Annotated in this window: 16 protein-coding genes; 10 read left to right on the forward strand and 6 right to left on the reverse strand. The window is 62.9% G+C overall.

Translation table 11 applies throughout. The features are described from left to right. Nucleotides 1–129: 129 nt before the first annotated feature. From AAFG07_RS01595 to AAFG07_RS01610, 4 genes are read left to right on the forward strand one after another with little or no spacing between them, the layout of a single operon-like run. Complete coding sequence (locus AAFG07_RS01595) at nt 130–357, forward strand: hypothetical protein (RefSeq protein WP_342725712.1); 228 nt, start codon at nt 130–132, stop codon at nt 355–357. Further along, complete coding sequence (locus AAFG07_RS01600) at nt 357–2186, forward strand: hypothetical protein (protein WP_342725713.1); 1830 nt, start codon at nt 357–359, stop codon at nt 2184–2186. Before AAFG07_RS01595 ends, AAFG07_RS01600 begins: the two co-directional genes overlap by 1 nt. Then, nucleotides 2183–2965 carry a hypothetical protein gene (locus tag AAFG07_RS01605; RefSeq protein WP_342725714.1) on the forward strand — a complete coding sequence of 261 codons (783 nt, stop codon included), beginning with the start codon at nt 2183–2185 and terminating at the stop codon, nt 2963–2965. The genes AAFG07_RS01600 and AAFG07_RS01605 overlap by 4 nt, the downstream gene beginning before the upstream one ends. Then, nucleotides 2958–3734: a hypothetical protein gene (locus AAFG07_RS01610; protein WP_342725715.1), complete on the forward strand. Its 777-nt coding sequence runs from the start codon at nt 2958–2960 to the stop codon at nt 3732–3734. The genes AAFG07_RS01605 and AAFG07_RS01610 overlap by 8 nt, the downstream gene beginning before the upstream one ends. 832 nt (nt 3735–4566) lie before the next feature. Here the strand turns inward: AAFG07_RS01610 and AAFG07_RS01615 are convergent. The 5 genes from AAFG07_RS01615 to AAFG07_RS01635 all read right to left on the reverse strand — a co-directional run bounded on the left by AAFG07_RS01615 (nt 4567) and on the right by AAFG07_RS01635 (nt 11390). After that, nucleotides 4567–5553, reverse strand: a complete 987-nt coding sequence (locus tag AAFG07_RS01615) for an IS481 family transposase (RefSeq protein ID WP_342725716.1) — start codon at nt 5551–5553, stop codon at nt 4567–4569. Nucleotides 5554–5665: 112 nt separating this feature from the next. Further along, entirely contained in the window at nt 5666–5911 is a 246-nt protein-coding gene (locus AAFG07_RS01620; RefSeq protein WP_176534279.1) for a hypothetical protein, read from the reverse strand. Between the two features lie 232 nt (nt 5912–6143). Next, nucleotides 6144–6353: a cold-shock protein gene (locus AAFG07_RS01625; protein WP_029084280.1), complete on the reverse strand. Its 210-nt coding sequence runs from the start codon at nt 6351–6353 to the stop codon at nt 6144–6146. Between the two features lie 389 nt (nt 6354–6742). After that, nucleotides 6743–9190: an adenylate/guanylate cyclase domain-containing protein gene (locus AAFG07_RS01630; RefSeq protein WP_342725717.1), complete on the reverse strand. Its 2448-nt coding sequence runs from the start codon at nt 9188–9190 to the stop codon at nt 6743–6745. Between the two features lie 136 nt (nt 9191–9326). Next, on the reverse strand, nt 9327–11390 hold the full coding sequence (locus AAFG07_RS01635; protein ID WP_342725718.1) for an AsmA family protein: 2064 nt from the start codon (nt 11388–11390) through the stop codon (nt 9327–9329). A gap of 211 nt (nt 11391–11601) precedes the next feature. On the opposite strand from AAFG07_RS01635, the gene AAFG07_RS01640 reads away from it, so the two are divergent. Continuing rightward, nucleotides 11602–12276 (forward strand): Crp/Fnr family transcriptional regulator, encoded by a 675-nt coding sequence (locus tag AAFG07_RS01640; protein ID WP_342725719.1) that lies wholly within the window; start codon nt 11602–11604, stop codon nt 12274–12276. Between the two features lie 244 nt (nt 12277–12520). Here the strand turns inward: AAFG07_RS01640 and AAFG07_RS01645 are convergent, their stop codons facing one another. Further along, nucleotides 12521–13381: a helix-turn-helix transcriptional regulator gene (locus AAFG07_RS01645; RefSeq protein WP_092121857.1), complete on the reverse strand. Its 861-nt coding sequence runs from the start codon at nt 13379–13381 to the stop codon at nt 12521–12523. Between the two features lie 186 nt (nt 13382–13567). Here AAFG07_RS01645 and AAFG07_RS01650 point away from each other — a divergent pair, with 186 nt between their 5' ends. From AAFG07_RS01650 to AAFG07_RS01670, 5 genes are read left to right on the forward strand one after another with little or no spacing between them, the layout of a single operon-like run. Further along, nucleotides 13568–15145: an ABC transporter substrate-binding protein gene (locus AAFG07_RS01650; RefSeq protein ID WP_342725720.1), complete on the forward strand. Its 1578-nt coding sequence runs from the start codon at nt 13568–13570 to the stop codon at nt 15143–15145. After that, the gene (locus tag AAFG07_RS01655) at nt 15142–16143 is read left to right on the forward strand and encodes an ABC transporter permease (protein ID WP_342725721.1); all 1002 of its coding nucleotides are present in this window, start codon (nt 15142–15144) and stop codon (nt 16141–16143) included. The genes AAFG07_RS01650 and AAFG07_RS01655 overlap by 4 nt, the downstream gene beginning before the upstream one ends. Continuing rightward, nucleotides 16143–16976 carry an ABC transporter permease gene (locus AAFG07_RS01660; protein ID WP_223974473.1) on the forward strand — a complete coding sequence of 278 codons (834 nt, stop codon included), beginning with the start codon at nt 16143–16145 and terminating at the stop codon, nt 16974–16976. Before AAFG07_RS01655 ends, AAFG07_RS01660 begins: the two co-directional genes overlap by 1 nt. After that, nucleotides 16973–18676 (forward strand): ABC transporter ATP-binding protein, encoded by a 1704-nt coding sequence (locus AAFG07_RS01665; protein WP_342725722.1) that lies wholly within the window; start codon nt 16973–16975, stop codon nt 18674–18676. Before AAFG07_RS01660 ends, AAFG07_RS01665 begins: the two co-directional genes overlap by 4 nt. A gap of 25 nt (nt 18677–18701) precedes the next feature. Beyond that, nucleotides 18702–19337, forward strand: a complete 636-nt coding sequence (locus AAFG07_RS01670) for a pyridoxamine 5'-phosphate oxidase family protein (RefSeq protein WP_342725723.1) — start codon at nt 18702–18704, stop codon at nt 19335–19337. Nucleotides 19338–19440 lie beyond the last annotated feature (103 nt).

Genomic DNA, 19440 nt, shown 5'->3' on the forward strand with positions numbered 1-19440 from the left:
AACTGCGAAGAACGTACGTAGGACGCTGCGTTGATGTAGATCATATTTCAAGAATGTTATGGACATTTCAGATTTGTACGCCATATTTCGTTGAAATGGACGGCGGTAGACGAAGGATTGACTCAACTCATGCGTGACAAGCGGAAGAAGTTCATCCAGCTTGCGGAGGCGCGCGTCGCGCGAGCAATGAACGACATTCGGCTCATCGGCAATCTTTCAAACCGAAGCGCCTATGCCTACGACGACGATGACGTAAGGAAAATATTTCGAACTTTGCAGAAGGAGCTCGAAACTGCGAAATCTAGATTTGGCGGTGAAAGCTCTTCTCGAGACATTGAATTTCGTTTGGAGGATTAATGCCTGACTGGAATTTTGAAGAGCGAAATCCTCGCTACGTTGAACAGGAGCTCACGCAGCGCGATCAGTTCAACAATGACGAGGTTACGCTCGCCGAGGCTGTGGTACGCGAAGTCATTCAGAATTCAGCGGATGCCACCTTGGAAACCGGGCCTGTTAGGGTGCGTTTTCGTATCCACGAAGTTTCTACAGCCGACGCCAAATCATTCCGCGACCGATTCTCGGCTTTGCGGCCGCATCTCCAAGCATGCAAAATCAATGCTTGGGAGATCGATGAAAGGAAGCCTCGCGTATTAGTAATTGAGGATTTTTCCACCAAGGGATTGACGGGCGACCCCGGTTCTCTCGATGGCGGTCACTTCCATTGTTTCTGGCGGCGCCACGGAAAATCCGGAAAGAGCGGGCGCGCGGGAGGCCGTTGGGGGCTTGGAAAGCTGGTTTATTCGACTTCTTCCGACATTCGTTGTTTCTTCGGACTAACAGTTCAAGCGGGCAACACCAGCTCTCTCCTGATGGGACAAGCCGTACTCGCGAACCACGAGATCAACAGCAAGAAATATGTTGCGCACGGCTTCTGGTTCGGTGTCCGAAATGCTGCCGAGATGCAAATGCCCGTCACCGACCCCGCCCTCATTGAGGCCTTCAAGAAAGAGATCGGAATCACGCGAACAACAGAGAGTGGTCTGTCCATAGCGATTCCATTCGTCAACGAGAAGATTACCGAGCAGGTGATTATCCGTGGCGTAGTGGGGAACTATTACTTTCCCATTCTTGCAGGGCGTCTTGTGGTTGAGGTTGGCTCGACAACCATTGACGCGAAGAGCTTTGGCACAGTTGCGAAGCAGGTGATGATTGCGGAAAAGGACAATCCCGACCGCTACAGCTTCGTCGAGCAGGTCAGCGCTCGACTTACCCAGAATCCTGCGTTCGAAGCGAAGTTGTCTCAGGGGGCGGCCAAATCCCTTGTCGCGGATCAGTTCGGAAGCGATCAAGTAACGAAGATGAAGGAGCGGTACGGGCGCGGTGAAATCGTTCATGTCCGCGTGCCAATTCGCTTGCGGCGCAAAGACAATAGCGAAGAGAAGGTCAGTTGCGTCGACTTGTTTCTCAAGTCGCCGCCGGAGAACTCTAAGCCGTTTGTTCTCTTTGCGCGCGGATCGATCACGGTGCCGGGAGAGGCTCGGTATTTCAGCGGCGCGAACGCCTACGGCGCGTTCGTGGCGAGCCAGGAGGACATTGTCGGCTTCTTGGGTGATGCCGAGAATCCTGCGCATACGACCTGGAGCGGAACGGCAGAGAAGCTCAATGCGAACTGGAAGAATCCTGGTCAAACCCTGCGGTTTCTAAGGTATGCGCTCTGGGACCTCTATGCGATCGTGAGTGACCAGGGAGATCGAAAGGACGAAGATGCGCTCATCGACTTCTTCTCGCTCCTTGATCCGGTAAAATCGGAAGGCCGTAGTAAGGAAAAAGCCGTCGTGGTGCCACCCGGTTTGGTACCGTCCGAGAGGGCATTCCGTATCCAAAAACGGGGCCAGGGCGGCTTCGCAATAGTGCCGGGCCCCGGCGCCTCCAACTGGGAATTTCCAAAATCTGTGCGTGTGCGAGTTGCCTACGACGTCATAGGGGCGAACCCCTTCAACAAGCACAGTCCGCTGGACTTCGATCTGGCAAGTGATGACATCAAGGTTGAAACAACGAACATCGGCGTGAAAGCGCCGGAGGCAAACGTCCTTGAGTTGTCCGTTAACTCGCCTGAGTTCCTTTTGGAAGCAACAGGGTTTGATGTGAATCGTGACCTCATCATTGATGCGAGGGCCCGTCCATGACCAGTGCGAAGCGGCGCATTAACTCGACCGGAAGAAAAAAGATCACGCAAGACAGGATTGATCTTCGAGTTTTGCCTTCAGTTCCAGGCGAACCGATAAGAGCTAAGCTCCACCTCAATCTCGAATCTCTTGAGCTTCCACCGTCAGCCTCGATTTCTGTCGAGGCCTACCATCGCAGCAGTGCAATGCAGTTCGATTGCGGAACGGTAGCCGGCAAAAAGATTCCTGATGTGCTTTCGTTGAACGAGCTCGATGATACGGCACGGGTTCTTTTCCGCATCAAGATTGTTGATCGCGAAGCCCATGAGGGCAAGATCCTTGCATCGGCTGATCGCGTACGGCCGTTGGTCGAAGGAGAGCAGGACGGGCGCAGGAGCATCTTCCCCGTGGAGTACCGCGATCTCGGGCAAGAGGTGTGGCGTGTCGAGATCGACGATGGGGCCGGACCGTCCCTTCTTCTCAACAGCAAGATTCCGGCTTTGATGCATCGGATACATGAAAATCCTCTTGTTGCCGGTGCGGTCCTGCCAGCCGCGCTTCGCGTCGTTCTTCGGCACATCGCTTACGACCCCTCGGAGGATGATGAAGACGGTGACGGCTGGAAAGCGGATTGGAAGCGCTTTTGCAGTGAGGGACTTGGTGTTGAGGATGAGCCGGAGGAGTTGGAGGACGACGAGGCCAGAGATTCGTGGGTGGACGATCTAGTTCGCCGCTATTGCGAGACACGAGCTTTTGTTGAAAAAGCCAGACAGATGATCCCGGAGGCCACTCATGGCTGATGACTTGCGTCGACTTAATGAAGCAGGAATTGCTCAATTCGCCGAATACCTGAATCAGGGAGCGGTTGGAGCGCCGCCGCATCATCTGCTCGACCACCCAGATACGTCGGAGGCACTCGCTTTGCCCGTGAAAATGATGCTTCGGACCTACAAGAACCGATATGAGTTTGGGCGTGACCTCGGAATGCGTCTCGCATCGCTCGATCAGGCTAGGATATCCAACGACCGTGGCCTTTGGACGTGGCTCGCGCTTTACTTCTTCGATCAGCTGTGTCCGCCAGGTGCTGGAGGGAAGCGCAAGCTGGATAAGCATTATCGCTATATCTTAAGCGGTCATTTTCGGCACTACTACCGCCATCTCGTGCGTTCACCCTGGCAGCTGTGTCGCGATCATGGTCCGAATTCTCGCTTCCTGCTTTTGGCAGCAAACGACGATGGCGAGGAGCCGCTTCGTCGGCACGGAGATGTTCTTGAGCAGCTTGGTGGTACGCAGAGCATTATACGCAGTCGCCCGATTATTGCCGAGGCTTCTCGCCTGTACTCGGACCCCATCTCAGGTCGGCCTCGCAAGGGAGTGGCCGGGAAGGGCGGCGGGAGTATCAGGCGCTTTGCTAGAGTTTTGCGTCAGTTGGATTTGACTTTCGATCCAGAGTTCATGCCGGCTGGCGGCCTAAGTGCTGTCCTTCCCGTTGAGTTTAACGCTTGGAAGAAGACAATGCCGAAGCCCTTTCCCGCGCAAGGCACCGCGAAGCCAACCGTTCATCCCTGACTCTTTCCCCGAAAGTGGTTGCGCGGCAGCGTTTGGGCAAACTGGCTATCTCCCCATCCTAGCATTGATTCCGATTTTCGGAATTTTTCTTGACGTCACCCCCAACTCACCTGTACAACTTCCCCCGTCCCGCCCGGCAAGAGGGGCGTATCGCGATCGTCACGAACGTGCGGCGGGATGCGATGGACGCTGGCGGTGTGCGAGACGAAGCACGCTGATCGGCGGACGGTGAAGTCGTGTGGCTCTGGCGCCCCAGGGGCAGGTGCCTCCTCGCGAGACGCGAATGCGTTTTGCGGAGGGCGGTGACAAAGAAGCCCGGTCTCACCGGGAAGAGCACGAAGTAAGCCGTAACCCATTGCGCAGGGAAGGCCGGATGTTTCGGTTTCACCTGTGGTCCACCCTCCCGTGCTTTTTGTTGCCTGGGACCCATGGGTGCAATCGGCGCCCGGCCTTCCCTGCGCCCTCTCACGATCATTGAGGGTGAGTTGATCGCATCCCTCGGGCGCAACGCGCCACGAGAGCGCGAACGCATATCCCGTCTGCTATTTGACAATGTTGATCGGGGATTAGACTAGGCGTGGCACCGTCACCCCCGCGCAACGGCTTTGCCGTTGTCGCTGGAGGAGCGCGCTTTTGCGCGCGTCTCGAAGGGTCGACGGCCCGACTGGTGGCCGTGCACCCTTCGAGGCTCGCTGCGCTCGCACCTCAGGATGACGGAACTAACGGTGGTGCAAAGCTGTCATTGCGAGGAGCGCAAGCGACGCGGCAATCCATGGCTTCGCGTATGCTGAACTATGGATTGCTTCGCTTCGCTCGCAATTGTGCATGTTCACTAATTCGCTGATTGGATCGCGGTGGTCTTGGTAGCGGCGAAGGCCTTTGGCGTTTGTCCTGCTAGGGCTTGGTGAGGCCTGTGGTTGTTGTAGTAAATCAGATACTCGAACAGCTCATTGGCGAAGTGGTCGAGGTTGTCGAAGGTGGCGCCCTCGATCACGTCCTCGTCGAGGGTGCGCCAGAAGCGCTCGACCTTGCCATTGGTCTGCGGTCGATAGGGTCTGGTGTAGCGGTGCTTGATGCCAAGTTCGAGCAGCATGGCCTCGAAGGGATGTTCCTGAGGATTGTTGCGGGAGGCGAACTCGGCACCGTTGTCGGACAGGATTTCCTGGAAGGCGAGCCCATAGGTGACGTTGAGGGTGTTGATCATCTTCAGCGTCTTGAACATGACTGGCAGTGCCTTCTTGGAGGCCAGGACCTCGGCCCAGGCCAGACGCGAGCAACTGTCGATCAAGCTGACGATGTAGGCCGTGACCGAGGGTGGCGCGAGGAACATATCGCGCGGCAATTGATGCAGATCGACGTGGCCCAGTTCCCCGAGCTTGTCCTTGATAATGCGACGTTTCTCCTCACGCATCGCCGGCGTGCGGCGGTTTAGCTGATGGCGTCGCAGCACCCGGTAGATCGTCACCGGCGAAGGTACTGTGTCCCGCTGCTCGCGCAAGACCGCATGGATCTCGTAACGGTTCATCCCTCGCCTGCGGCAAGCGATGATCTCCGCCTCGATCCCTGCCGGCTCGCGCCGCTCCCGCCATTTGGGGCCGCGGCGGCGCGGCAACAAATCCGCTTCGTCGCCGCTCTGCAAATAGCGATTGTAATACTTACGGAACGTCTGCGAGCAGGTCCCATGGTGGCGGTAGAAATCCCCCACCCGTTTGAACAGCTCCGATCGGCCAGCCTTTACTGCCTCATACTCCGGGATCAGAAATCGCCACTTCTGCAGATAGTTACGTTCGATCGTCCGGTCGTAGCTGTTATCGCGCATCGGATCATCCTCCAGTCGAGCGATCCAATCAGCGAATTAGTGAACATCGACAGCAATGACGAGGGAGGCAGGCGGCTCATTCGGTTGTTGCCGCAATCAAAACAGCGCAACGTCAGCGCACGATGCGCTTCACGCGCGCTTTCTTCTTGGCGATGGGTGCCGGCGCCAGCTCGGCTTCGGCCGCAGCCTTGGCCTCGCGGGCTTCGCGCAGCGCCCGCAGGCGCTCCATGTTCTTGCGGATCGAGGCTGCGTCGCGCTCGACTTCGGCGATGGCGCGCGCGCCTTCCTCGGCCGCCAGCCGCTGGCGGTCGGCCCTGGCGAGGCTCGCGGGCGATGGCGTGGGCTTTCTGGCGGTCATTGGCAATCTCTCCTAGGCACGATCCTTCTGCGAACGCTTCGCGCCTGTTGCACGGAACGGCGCGATGCAGCGTGCTTGGGATCACGCGCAGCAAGACATGCTAAAACCCGCCCAATCCGGGTGGATCGAGCGGGCCGCAACGCCATCCCAGTACATCCGTGGAATGACGAACTGGCATGATCGCGACAAACGCGGAACGCGTTTGCGCGGATATCATGCCCAAGTAAGAAACTCAGACGATCTGAAGATTCTCAGCGCTGGTCTTGCCGCGCATCTTGTCGGTCTTCAGCTCGAACGAGACCTTCTGGCCTTCAGCGAGGCCGGTCAGACCGGCACGCTCGACTGCGCTGATGTGAACGAACACATCCTTGCTGCCGTCGCTCGGCTCGATGAAACCAAAGCCCTTCTGGCCGTTGAACCACTTCACAGTACCTGTCGCCATCTTCTCTTCTCCAAATTGCGCGTTTGCGCATGTGTTGCGCAGAATCGCGCGCCATCCATTCAACTGACGATGTCTTTGGAGGAGGGCCGTTCTGACCATTCAACAAGGCGCAACGGCTAATCGAATGGCCCCAATATACACACTTTCCGCGCGAATGCAAGGTTCGGGCGGTAGCGGGTTCCCGCTGGTAGACGGGGCGGACAGTCTTTCCTCGCGGAAGCGCCGCAGCGGAGCGGGCTCTCAAGCCGTCATCCTGAGGTGCGAGCGGAGCGAGCCTCGAAGGATAGACGGCCACCAGCCGGGCCGTGCATCCTTCGAGGCTCGCCGAAGGGGCTCGCACCTCAGGATGACGGGTTTTTTCTAGCGCTTCGGCGACATGCGTGCGTCGCTCACTCCGCCGCCGCTTCCGCTGACGGCTCGCCCTTCCAGCTCAGGATCTCCGCAGCGAGGATCGGGTGATTAAAACCCTTCAGCACGAGGTCGTCGATGGCGCGGCCTTCGACATGGGGTTCGACCATGCCGTAGACGCGGCGGCTCACCACGATCTGGCCGGCCTTGGCCTCGCCGCACAGCCGGGAGGCGAGGTTGGTGACGCTGCCGATCGCGGCATATTCCAGCCGCTGCTCGAAGCCGACCTGGCCGAGCGTGGCGTAGCCGAGCGCGATCCCGATGCCGAAGCCGAGGGTATGTCCGCGGTTACGCCACTTCTCGGTCAAAGGGCCGACCGTGTCGCGCATCTCCACCGCCATCCGCACCGCGCGCGCGGTGTGGTCGGCGAGCTGGATCGGCGCGTTGAACAGGATCATCACGCCGTCGCCGGCATATTTGTCGAGCGTGCCTTCGTATTTGAAGATCAGCTTGCCGAGCGCGGCGTGATATTCGCGCAGCACGTTCATCGCCTCTTCCGGCTCGGTCGCCTCGGTGAAGGCGGTGAAGCCGCGCAGGTCGCAGAACACGACGGTGACCTCGCGCCGGTGGCTGTCGAGCAGGCCCTCGGGATTGTCGGAGGAGGCGATCAGCTGCGCCACCTGCGGCGCCAGGAAGCGCTCGAGCCTGCGGATGCGCTCGATCTCGCCGAGCTGGGTCTCGACCCGCTGCTCCAGCGACTTGTTCCAATCCTTGAGCTGCTCGGTCTGCTCGCGTAGCTTGTCGGCCTGCTCGCGCACGGTGGTGTTGGCTTGCTCCAGCGCGTGGCTCTTCTGGTCCACTTCGGTGAACAGCCGCGCATTGCGCATCGCCAGCACGGCCTGGTGCGCAAAAGTCTTCATCAGTCCGATCAGGCTCGCGGGGAAATCGCCGGCCGTCTTGCGCAGCACCACCAGCGAGCCGAGCACGCCCTGCTGATCGACCAGCGGCACGACAAGCACCGAGTGGAAGCCGGCGCCGACCACGACATCGCGCAGCGGATGATCGGGCGGATCATCAGGGCTTGCGGCGAGATCAGGAAACGCCAGCGGCTCGCCCTTCGCCGCGGCCTCGCCGAGCGGGCTGTTCGCGGCGTCGATCGCGCGATGATGGCCCTCGGCTTCGGCGTCGATGCCGATCGATTGCGTCAGGTTGAACGTGCGGTGTGCGGCGTCGTAGCCATAGATCAGCACGGCGTCGGCATGGGTGATCTCGAGCGCGCGGGCGGCAACCGTCGGCAGCACGGCGTTGAGGTCGAGCGAGGACGCCACCGCGCGGCCGACCTCCTCCAGCACCTTCAGCTCGTTGATCGATTGCGCGAGGTCGCGGGTGCGCTCCTTCACCTTGCCTTCGAGGCCGGAATAGGTCTCGGCCAGCTGCGAGGCCATGCTGTTGAATTGCCCGGCGAGCTCTTCGAGCTCATCCGCGGTCTTCACCTCGATGCGGTGGCCGAAGTCGCCATCGCCGAGCCGCCGCGCGCCGGTGCGCAGCGCCGTGATCGGCACCAGCATGCGTCGCGCCAAAATCGTGCCGGCGATGATCGCGACCACGAGGCCGAGCGCGATCAAAAGCGCGATGCGCACCAGCTGGTCGCGGATCGGCGAGAGCGCCTGCGCGGTCGGCTGCTCGACAAACACGTGCCAGCCGAGGTCCGGCGCTGCGGTCGCGGTCGTCAGCACCGCGTTGCCGTCGACATCCTTGCCGGAGGCGATCCGTCTGCCGCTCGGCGACAGGACCGCCGCGACCTGCGGCAGCGCGGCGAGGTCCTTGCCGACCTCCGGGCCCTTCGACGAACTCGCCAGCACGCGACCCTTGGCGTCGACGAGATAGGCATAGGCCGTGCGGCCGATCTGGGAATCGCCGAAATAGTCGTTAAGGAAACGCAGGTCGATCTCGGCCACTGTGACGCCGGCATTGAAGCCGGAATGCTGCTCGCCGATCGACATATAGGGCCGCTCGTCGCGAAAATACGCCGGCGCGTAGGCGGTGCCGCGCTCGATCGCCTCGGTGAAGCGGAGGTCGCGGGAGAAGTCGGCGTTGGAATTCAGCGTGTAGGTCTGGCGCGACAGCCGCAGCACCTCGCGGCCCTGGCCGTTGATCAAAGTGAGCTGGTTCACCGCCGGCACCTGGCCGAGCAGCTGGGCATAGTCGGCGCGGCGCAGCTCGATCGTGTTGGAGGAGGCGCGGGTCACCCAGGAGATCTGCCGCTCGAGATCGGCGATCGACTGCTCGATGCGCTTGGCGGTGGCGTCCGCCTTCTCGCTCATCGCATCCGTCAGCGTGCTCCTGATGCCGCGATAGCTGATCCAGGTCTCGAGCGCGCCGTTGACCGCGAGCACGAACACGACGAGGCCGACCAGCGCGAGGACGTATTTGGCGAACAGGCCGCCGCGCAGGAACCAGTTCTTGCCCTTGTCCGGTGCCCCGTTCATCCAGCCTCGTCCGTTCCCCTCCGATCAGTCGGGTGCGCCACTGTATCGCTGCTGTTTAGCACGGATCGGCCGGGCAAAGCGGGGCCTCCCGTCGCATGGTTAGCCCTGCATTCCGGCGGGGGATATCCGGGAATATTCAGCGGTTGAACAGCTGACGCAGCACGTCGTTCATCGCGGGATTGTCGTGCTGTTCGGCGGTGTTGGCCGGCGGAGGGGCGGGCGGTGGCGCGGCCGCCGGCGGCGCGCCCGGGGTGGGCTGGGCCAGGCTGCGGCTCGGGCGGGAGGCGTTGCCCTGATTGAGGGTGGAGAGGCCCTGCTGCAGCAGGTTCCCGATGGTGTCGCCGAGCTGGCCGCCGAGCGGGTTGTTCTGGCCGGCGGCCGCACCGCCCGGAGCCTGACCCGTGCCGGGCTGCGCGCCGGTTCCGCCGCCCTGCACGCCGTTGAGGAGGTTGCTGAGCCCGTTGAGGCCTTGGTTCAAGCCTTGGCCATTCGCCCCGAACAGGCCCTTGCCCATCTCCTTGAGCTTGGCATAGGCGGCCTCTGGATTGTCGAGGATGCCCTGCATCTCCGGATAGATCCGCGGGGACACCCAGGGCCCCTCGATCATCACGGGGATGCCGAGGCCGACCGGATTGCCGACGCGGCCCTGGCCCTCGGTGGTCATCACGAGCTGCGGCTCGACGCGGAACCCGATCTGGCGGGTGTTGAGATCGACGGTGCCGACCCCGCCCATCTTCACCAGCGGGCCGATCAGATTGAGGTCGGTGGTCACGGCCTGGCCCTTGTCGAGCTTGAACGAGGCCGAGAGCTGGCTGAGATCGGTCGACAGTGCCTCACTCTGCTGCCAGCCCGACAAGGTGCTGGTGGTGAGGTTGCGGATCATCTGCGCGACGTTGAGGCCGAGGATCTTGCCGTCCTGGAACACGACGAACGCGGTGCCGCCGAGATTGCCGACGATCGCGCGTGCGCTGCTGCCTTGCGAGGTCAGCGCGAACTTCGCCTGCATCTTGCCGTCGAGCTTGTCGAACTCGGCGAGGCTCTTCAGCAACGGCAGCGCGCGCACGCCGGCGAGATCGAGCCGCAGCGCGTAGGTCGGCGTAGCGGCCCGCGCGTCGATCGTGACGTCGCCATTGGCGATGCCCTCATAGGCGCCGAGATTGCCGAGCCGGGCCTTCAGCACGCCGCTGTCAACAGACGCATCGATTGCCGCCTGCACGAAGCGACCGTCGCCGACCACGAGCTCCGGCGTCGAGATGCGCGCCTGCGCGTCGACATAATTGAGCCCGCCAAGGTCGATCGGTGCGTTGCTCCAAATGTTGGTGCCCAATGGCTGCGCCGCATCGGGCTGGCTCGGCGTTAGCGCCATCGTCATGCGCTGGAAGTCGAGATCGAGCTTCACCAGCGGCTTGTTGCTGGCGAAGTCGACCGAGGCCCAGCCGGTGAAGCCGCCATCGCCGAGCGTGCCGGATACGCCGTTGAACATCACCACCGTGCCGTTCAGGCGCACTTCGGCATTCGCCTTGACCGGCGCAGGCAACAAGTCAGGCGCGTCGATGCTGAACTCGGCCGGCACGCTCGAACGTTCCAGCGGCGCCTGCGGCGCGGTCGCGCGGATCTCGAACTTCAGCGGCTTGTCACTGGCGCGCGCATTGCCGGTGACGACGATCTTGCGGTCGCTGCCGATGGTCGCATCCGCATTGAGCGTCTCGATCCGGTTCTCGACCCGGTCGCGCACGTTGGAGAACACGATGGTGCCGCCGCTGACGCTGACATGCCGGATCGTGATGCCACCGCGCTCGGAGGCGGAAGACTTCGCCGGCGGATTGTGATCTCGGGTGCGCTCGCGCTGCAACGGCAGATTGATCACCGGCTTGACGATCACGAGATCGGTGATGTCGGGCTGGCCCGACCACAGGCTCGACAGCGTCATCTCGGCGTCGACCCGATCAGCCGCGAACCGGTTGTTGGCCTCGCGCTCGCGCGGGTCCTGCAACACGACGTCGCGCAGCGCCAGACTGACGGTCGGCCAGAGGCCAATCCTGGCGCCGCCATTGATGCTGAGCGTGTAGCCGGTCTCCCGCTCGACCCGCTCGGTGATGGCCGATGTGAGGAACGAGGACGGGATCCCGACCGCGGCCACCAGCGCGATGATCACGATCACGACAGCGATGGCGGCCCCGGCGAATTTTAGTGCTCTCATCTCGATATTCCAGCCCGGGCAGACAGGGTTCCGCCGCGGAAAGGCACGGCCGATCGCACGAGATTATCCCGCAAACGGGACCTCGCTCCAACGAGGTGAAAAATAATCCGTTACCAGCATGAACTTATGTGACCTCTCACACACTCTTATGAGGGTGATTGTTGCTAACCGGGCGGAGGGGACCGCTCGGATGGATTTGGAAGGCAATACAATGAGCAAACAGGCCGAATTTGCGGTCATTCTGAAAATGAACCCTATGTTCGCCGATCTCGGTGCGGACGAATTGGCGCGGCTTTCCGGCCTCTGCCACACCCAGCAGCTCGCCGCCGGCGAGGTGCTGTTCCAGAAAGGCGATCCCGGCGATGCCCTGTTTGGGGTCCGCCGCGGCCAGATGCGCATCGAAACCGGTGCCTCCGACGGCAGCCGGCTCACGCTGAACTTCATGGGATCCGGCGACCTGTTCGGCGAAGTCGCCGTCCTCGACGGTCAGGAGCGCACCGCGGATGCGACCGCGGGCGAGCCCACCGAATTGTTCGTCCTGCGGCGGGAGGATTTCCTCGGCTTCCTCGAGCGCGAGCCGAAGGTCGCGGTCCGCCTGATCGAATTGCTGTGCCAGCGCATCCGCTGGCAGAGCGAGCGGATGGAAGAATCCGTGTTGCAACCGTTGCCGGTCCGCCTCGCACGCCGGCTGTGCGCGCTGGCCGAGGATTTCGGTTCCGAGGTGCACATCTCGCAGGAACAGCTCGGCATCTTCGTCGGCGCGGCGCGCGAGAGCGTCAACCGGCAGCTGCAGACCTGGCGCAAGGACGGCATCGTCGACCTGCAGCGCGGACGGATCATGTTGCACAACATGACCAAGCTGACGGCGGTCGCACGCAACGACTAAACGGTTGCATGCAACGCGCGCGCGAGGATCGCCGTCCTCTCGCGCGCCTTGCTTGCGAATGTTGACGCACTCCTGCCTAAAAGACTTGCTTGCATGAGGAGGCGGGTATCGCTTTCATCCGCGTGCCGGTCCTTGGGGTGACACCCAGCCTTGCTGGCCTCACGCCATCCACCTGCAAACCCCTGCGGTCTTTCCCGTTGACCGCAGGGGTTTTGCGTTCCGCAGGTGTGCGAAGCGAATTCGCCTACCTCATCACCACTTCGGGATTGGCCCAGCGCAGATACTGGCGCGGCGCGGCGCCGAGTTCGCGCTTGAACATCGCGGCGAACGCGCTCGGGCTGTCATAGCCGACGTCGAGCGCGACGCAGGTGACGGCCTCGCCGGCGCCGAGCCGCGCCAACGCTTCGAGCAGCCGCACCCGCTGGCGCCAGGCCGCAAAGCTCTGTCCGGTCTCGCGCCGGAACAGACGCGTCAATGTTCGCCGGCTGAGCTGGCTGCGATCGGCCCATTGGTCGAGCGTGAGATCGGAACTCGGATCGACCAGCACCGCTTCGCAGATCGCGGCGAGCCGCGGATCGGGCGGCACCTGCACATGCAACGACACTTCGGGCATCCGGCCGATCTCATCGAGCAGGAAGTCGACCAGCCGGCCGTCGCGCCCTTCCGGATCGTAACGGGTCGGCATATGCACCGCTTCTTCCATCAGCGCTTCGACCAATGCGGAGACCCTGATCAGGCGGCAGGTTGCCGGCGCATTCCGCACGCGATCCGGCGTGACATAGATGGTCTGGATCTCGACCTCACCCCATGCACGCGATTGGTGCGCGACGCCGGCTGGAATCCACAGGCCATGGCCGGGCGGCACGACGAAATGGCCGCGCTCGGTCATCATCGAGGTCACGCCTGCGGTCTGCAGGATGAATTGATCGCGGCGATGCGCGTGTCGCGCGCTCGTGCTTTCGTTCGGATAAGAGGCCGCCATCGCTGCGAGCGGCCGTTCGACCTGTTGCAGTTGTCCGGCATAATGCGCGGCGGCTACGGGACCGGATTGCTTGCGGCACACGCGCAAGCCGGCGGTGTCATTTCGTCGCGCTGCGACTTTCAAGTGTCGTGAGCTCCTGATCGATCGTCGTTTTCGCAGGGTGCTCATGCATCTTCCGGGCCAGTTGGCCCGATCGCGATGGTTGTTGTCCCCATTCAGGTAGCGCGGGATACGGCGTTTGGCAACAATGCCTCACCCCGCGACATTCGCCGAAATCGAATGCCTGACGCGCGGCGACGGAGAGGTCCGATGAACAGACGCGAATTCACCAAGGCGATGCTGGCCTGCGGTGCAGCCATCCCGTTCGGCATCACGCGGGCGGCGGGCCAGACCCGCGGTGGAACGCTCAACACCATCATCCAGCCCGAGCCGCCGGTTCTGGTGACCGCGCTGAACCAGCAGCAGCCGACCCTGACGCTCGGCGGCAAAATCTATGAAGGCCTGCTGAAATACGGCGCCGACCTCAAGCCGATGCCCGGCATGGCGCAGTCCTGGGAGGTCTCGCCTGACGGCCTGACCTACACATTCAAGCTGTTTCCCGGCATCACCTTCCACGACGGCAAGCCGATGACCTCGGAGGACGTGGTCTTCAGCTGCATGAAGCTGCTGGTGGAGACGCATCCGCGCGCGCGGCAGAACTTCGCCCGCGTGGCATCGGCCGAAGCGCCCGACCCGCTCACCGTCGTGTTCAAGCTGAAGCAGCCGTTCGCACCGTTCATCGGCTGTTTCGATTGCACCTCCGCGCCGATCGTGCCCAAGCACATCTACGACGGCACCGACTATCGCAAGAACCCGGAGAACGACAAGGCGATCGGCACCGGTCCCTTCAAGCTGAAGGAATGGGTGCGCGGCTCGCACGTTCACCTCGTCCGCCACGATGGCTACTATCTGAAGGACGAGCCCTATCTCGACGAGATCGTCTACCGCGTGATTCCGGACGCGGCGTCGCGTGCGCTCGCGCTGGAGAACGGCACCGTGCAACTCGTGCAATGGTCCGACGTCGAATTCTATGACGTGCAGCGCTTCAAGGCGCAGAAGAACCTCGAATTCACCACCAAGGGCTACGAGTATTTCGCGCCGCATCAGTGGCTCGAGATGAACAACCGCATCGCGCCGATGAACGACAAGCGGTTCCGGCAGGCGGTGATGCACCTGATCGATCGCGAGGCGTTCAGCAAGCGCGTCTATTTCGGCAACGCCAAGATTGCGACCGGCCCGATCTCGTCGAAGACGCGGTTCTACGATCCGAACGTGAAGCGCTACGAGTTCTCCGTGGACAAGGCCAAGGCGCTGCTCGACGACATGGGATTGAAGGTCGGCGCCAACGGCAAGCGGGCCGAGATCAAGTACATCGTGCCGCCCTATGGCGAGTCCTATCAGCGCGCCGGCGAGTTCTTCCGCCAGAGCTTTGCACGCGTCGGCATCGACCTCGTGCTGGTCGGCACCGACATGGCCGGCTGGGCCGAGAAGGTCGGCAACTGGGATTACGAGATGACCCAGAACCTGCTCTACCAGCTCGGCGATCCCGCGCTCGGCGTGGCGCGCACCTATATCTCGTCGAACATCAAGAAGGGTATCCTGTTCTCGAACACGCAGGGCTATTCGAACCCGGAAGTCGACAAACTGTTCGACGAAGCCGCAATCACGCTCGATGAAGCCAAGCGCCAGGAGCTCTACAGCAAGGTGCAGCAGATCCTGGTCGAGGATGTGCCGGTGGCCTGGACGCTCGAGATCGAATATCCCATCATCTACGACAAGGCGTTCAAGAACATCGTGACCACGGGCATCGGCTCGCACGAAACCTTCGGGTCGGTCTACAAATCGTGACGCCACTCGGGAGCGCAGCGGCGATCGGGCTCCAGGCGATCAGCCGTATCGCGCAGCTCGTCGCCGTGATCCTCGTCATCGCGACGTTCAACTTCGTGCTGGTGCGGGCCGCCCCCGGCGACCCGGCGCAGGTCATGGCCGGGCAATCCGGCGCGTCCGATCCAAAACTGCTCGACGATCTGCGCAAGGAGTACGGGCTCGACAAGCCGTATTTCGTCCAGCTCGTGAGCCACCTCGGCCGCGTTGTCAGCCTCGATCTCGGCTATTCCTATCGGCAGCGCCGCCCCGTCGTCGATCTGATCCTCGAACGGCTTCCGGCGACGCTGCTGCTGACGGTGACGGCGTTCTGTCTCGCGCTCCTGATCGGCATCGCGCTCGGCGCGCTGGCGGGGCTCGCGGCCGGCAGCGTGCTCGATACGGTGTTCACCGTGCTCTCGCTCGTGCTCTATGCGACGCCGGTGTTCTGGCTTGGCCTGATGCTGGTGCTGGTGTTCTCGGTGACGCTCGGCTGGCTGCCGCCGTTCGGCTACGAGACCATCAACGTCCAGCTTTCGCCGATCGCGCACGCGCTCGACATCATGAAGCACATGATCATGCCGGTCACCTCGCTGGCGGCGATCTATCTGGCGATCTACGCGCGGCTGATGCGATCCTCGATCATCGAGGTGGCGCAACAGGATTTCATCAAGACGGCGCGCGCCAAGGGCCTGTCCGGAACGCGCATCGTGGTCGGCCATATGCTGCGCAATGCGCTGGTGCCGGTCGTCACCGTCGCCGGCATGCAGGCCGGCGCGCTGGTCGGCGGCGCCGTGGTGATCGAGACGGTGTTCGCCTGGCCCGGCCTTGGCCGCTTGACGTTTGAGGCGCTGTTGCAGCGCGACTATCCGGTCCTGCTCGGCATCTTCCTGATTCTCTCCATCGTCGTGATCGCGCTCAACCTCCTGACCGACCTGGTCTACCGGCTGATCGATCCGCGCATGACTACGGGAGCGGCGTGATGGAGACGGTGCGCGCCTTCCTGCGTCATCCCAGCGGCATGATCGGGCTCGTCCTGCTGCTGATCGTCGTTGTTGTCGCGATCATCGCGCCGATCGTGTTTCCGGTCTCGCCCTGGGAAATGGTCGGTGCGCCGTTCACGCCACCTGGCGAGGACGGGCTATGGCTCGGCGGCGATACGCTCGGCCGCGATGTCGCGGCCGGCGTCGCCTACGGCGCGCGCGTCTCGCTGCTGATCGGCATCGCATCGGCGCTCGCGGCGATGGCGATCGGCGTCGTGGTCGGCGCGATCTCAGGCTATTTCGGCGGCAAGGTCGATCTGGTGCTGATGCGGATGACGGAATTGTTCCAGACCATTCCGGCCTTCGTGCTCGCCATCCTGCTGGTCGCGACCTTCAATCCGTCTCTGCTCACGATCATCCTGACCATCGGGGCGGTGAGCTGGCCGCCGTTGGCGCGGCTGACGCGCGCGGAGTTCCTGCGCCTGCGCCATCGTGAATTCGTCGAGGCGGCGCTGTGCCAGGGCGAGCGCACCTGGCGCATCGTGCTCGGCCACATCCTGCCGAACGCGATCTCGCCGATCCTGGTCGTGACGTCACTGACGGTGGCGACCGCGATCCTGCTGGAAAGCGCGCTGTCCTTCATGGGGCTCGGCGACCCCAATTTGATGTCGTGGGGCTTCATGATCGGCGCGGGGCGCACCGCAATCCGCAATGCGTGGTGGATGAGCGTGTTTCCCGGGCTTGCCATCCTCGTCACCGTGCTGGCGATCAACCTGTTCGGCGAGGGCCTGTCCGATGTCCTCAACCCGCGCGTCTCGAGGCGCCGGTCATGAGCGAGCCCATGCAGTCCAGCGCGCCGGTTCTCGCCGTCGATCGCCTCTCGATCGCGCTCCCCAAAGGCGGCGATCGGCCCTTCGCGGTCGAGAATGTCTCCTTTGAGATCAAGCCGAACGAGGTGGTCTGTCTGGTCGGCGAATCCGGCTCCGGCAAGTCGATGATCGCCCATGCGGTGCTGCAGCTGTTGCCGCGGGGCGTCGATATCGTGTCTGGCACCGTGACGGTCGCGGGGCAGGATCCGTCCAAGCTCGACGGTCGCGGTCTTCGGAACCTGCGCGGCGGCAATGCCGCGATGATCTTTCAGGAGCCGCTGTCCTCGCTCAATCCGCTCAAGCGGATCGGCAAGCAGATCGAGGAGATGATCCTTGCGCACCAGCGGCCCACACCGTCGATGGCGGAGGTCCGCGAGCGGGTGCAGACGCTGCTGACGCAGGTCGGGCTGCCGAATCCGCTTCTGCTGGAAAAGAGCTATCCGTTCGAGCTGTCCGGCGGCCAGCGCCAGCGCGTGATGATCGCGATGGCGATGGCCAACCGGCCTGCGCTGCTGATCGCGGACGAGCCGACCACGGCGCTCGATGTCACGACTCAGCGCCAGATCCTGCGCCTGATCGACGATCTCCGGCGCGAGCGCGGCATGGGCGTGTTGCTGATCACCCATGATTTCGGCGTCGTCGCCGATGTCGCCGATCGCGTCGTGGTGCTGCGCCATGGCAAGGTGGTCGAGCAGGGCACGGCCAGCGAGGTGCTGCGCAATCCACAGGCCGCCTATACGCGCGAATTGATCGACGCGGTGCCGAAGGCGCGGCTCGCCGACATCCATGACACGATAGTGCGACCGGAGCCGCTGCTGGAAGTCGTCGGCCTGCAAAAGACCTTTCGGGTCAAGCGCGGCTGGTTGCAGCCGCCGCGTGAAGTCGTCGCCGCGGACGGCATCTCGCTGACCTTGCACGAGGGCGAGACGCTGGCCGTCGTCGGCGAATCCGGTTCCGGCAAGTCGACGCTCGGGCGCATGATCATGCGGCTGACCGAGCCGGATGCAGGTGCCATCCGCTTCGGCGGCGCCGACCTCCGGCTGTTGCGTGGTGAAGCGCTCCGCCAGGCGCGGCGGCACCTCCAGATCGTGTTCCAGGATCCGTTTGCCAGCCTCGATCCACGCCAGAAGGTCGGCGATGCCGTCGCGCGCGGCCCGATGGCTTATGGCACATCGCGCACTGAGGCGATGGCGCAGGCGCGGAAGCTGCTGGTCCGGGTCGGCCTGTCGGAGACCGCCGCGGATCGTTACCCGCACGAATTCTCGGGCGGCCAGCGCCAGCGCATCTGTATCGCGCGCGCGCTCGCGCTCAAGCCGCGGGTCTTGATCGCCGACGAGGCGGTGTCGGCGCTCGACGTCTCGGTGCAGGCCCAGGTGCTGGCGCTGCTCGCCGAACTGCGCCAGGAGATGCGGCTCGCGATGATCTTCATCACCCATGATCTGCGCATCGCCGCCGAGATCGCCGACCGCGTCATCGTGCTGCAGAAGGGGCGCATCGTCGAGGAAGGCACCACCGCCGAGGTCTTCACCGCGCCGCGTCAGGCCTACACCCGCGACCTGCTCGATGCGATCCCCGGCCGCGATTTCTTCGACCAGCCGGGGTTTGCGGCCGCGGCCGGCCCACGCCAGACAGCGAGGATCGATTCCGGCATCGACGCGGTGTAGAACTAACAACAAAGGGAGGTTCGCTATGGGTCACGAGGGCGCTGGCGGCAAGCCGCCGGTCAAGTCGCAGGAGGATCTTCGCGCGCATTTCGGGCAATTGAGCCCGCTTGCCGAGAAGAAGGTGCTCAACCATCTCGACAAGTTCTGCCGCGACTTCATCGCGCTGTCGCCGTTCCTGGTCATCGCCTCCAGCGACGGCAAGGGCCATGCCGACGCCAGCCCGCGCGGCGACGCGCCGGGCTTCGTCTCCGTGCTCGACGACAAGACGCTGCTGATCCCGGATCGCCGCGGCAACAACCGCGTCGATACGTTCGGCAATATCCTGGCCTCGCCCGGGGTCGGTTTGATCTTCATGGTGCCGGGCATCAACGAGACCCTGCGGATCAACGGGCGGGCCGAGATTTCGCAGGAGCCGGATCTCCTGACGCCGCTGACGGTGCAGAACGTCACCCCGATCATCGGCATCAAGGTGCATGTCGATGAGACCTACTTCCATTGCGGCAAGGCGCTGATGCGCTCAAAGCTCTGGAATCCGGCCGCGCAGGTCGAGCGCCACAGCTTCCCGACGCTTGGCCGGATCATCGCTGAGCAGACCGCGGCCGTCGAGGTCGAGGTCGCCGAGAAGACGATGGAAGAAGCGTATCGGACGAGACTGTACTAGAGTTTGAGATCACCCGCATGCGCGGGCGATGACACCGCCTGGTGCGACGCCTTGAATCGAGATCCTTCCTCATCGTCGTCCCTGCGAAAGCAGGGACCCATAA

This window comes from Bradyrhizobium sp. B097 (assembly GCF_038957035.1).
Taxonomy (GTDB): domain Bacteria; phylum Pseudomonadota; class Alphaproteobacteria; order Rhizobiales; family Xanthobacteraceae; genus Bradyrhizobium.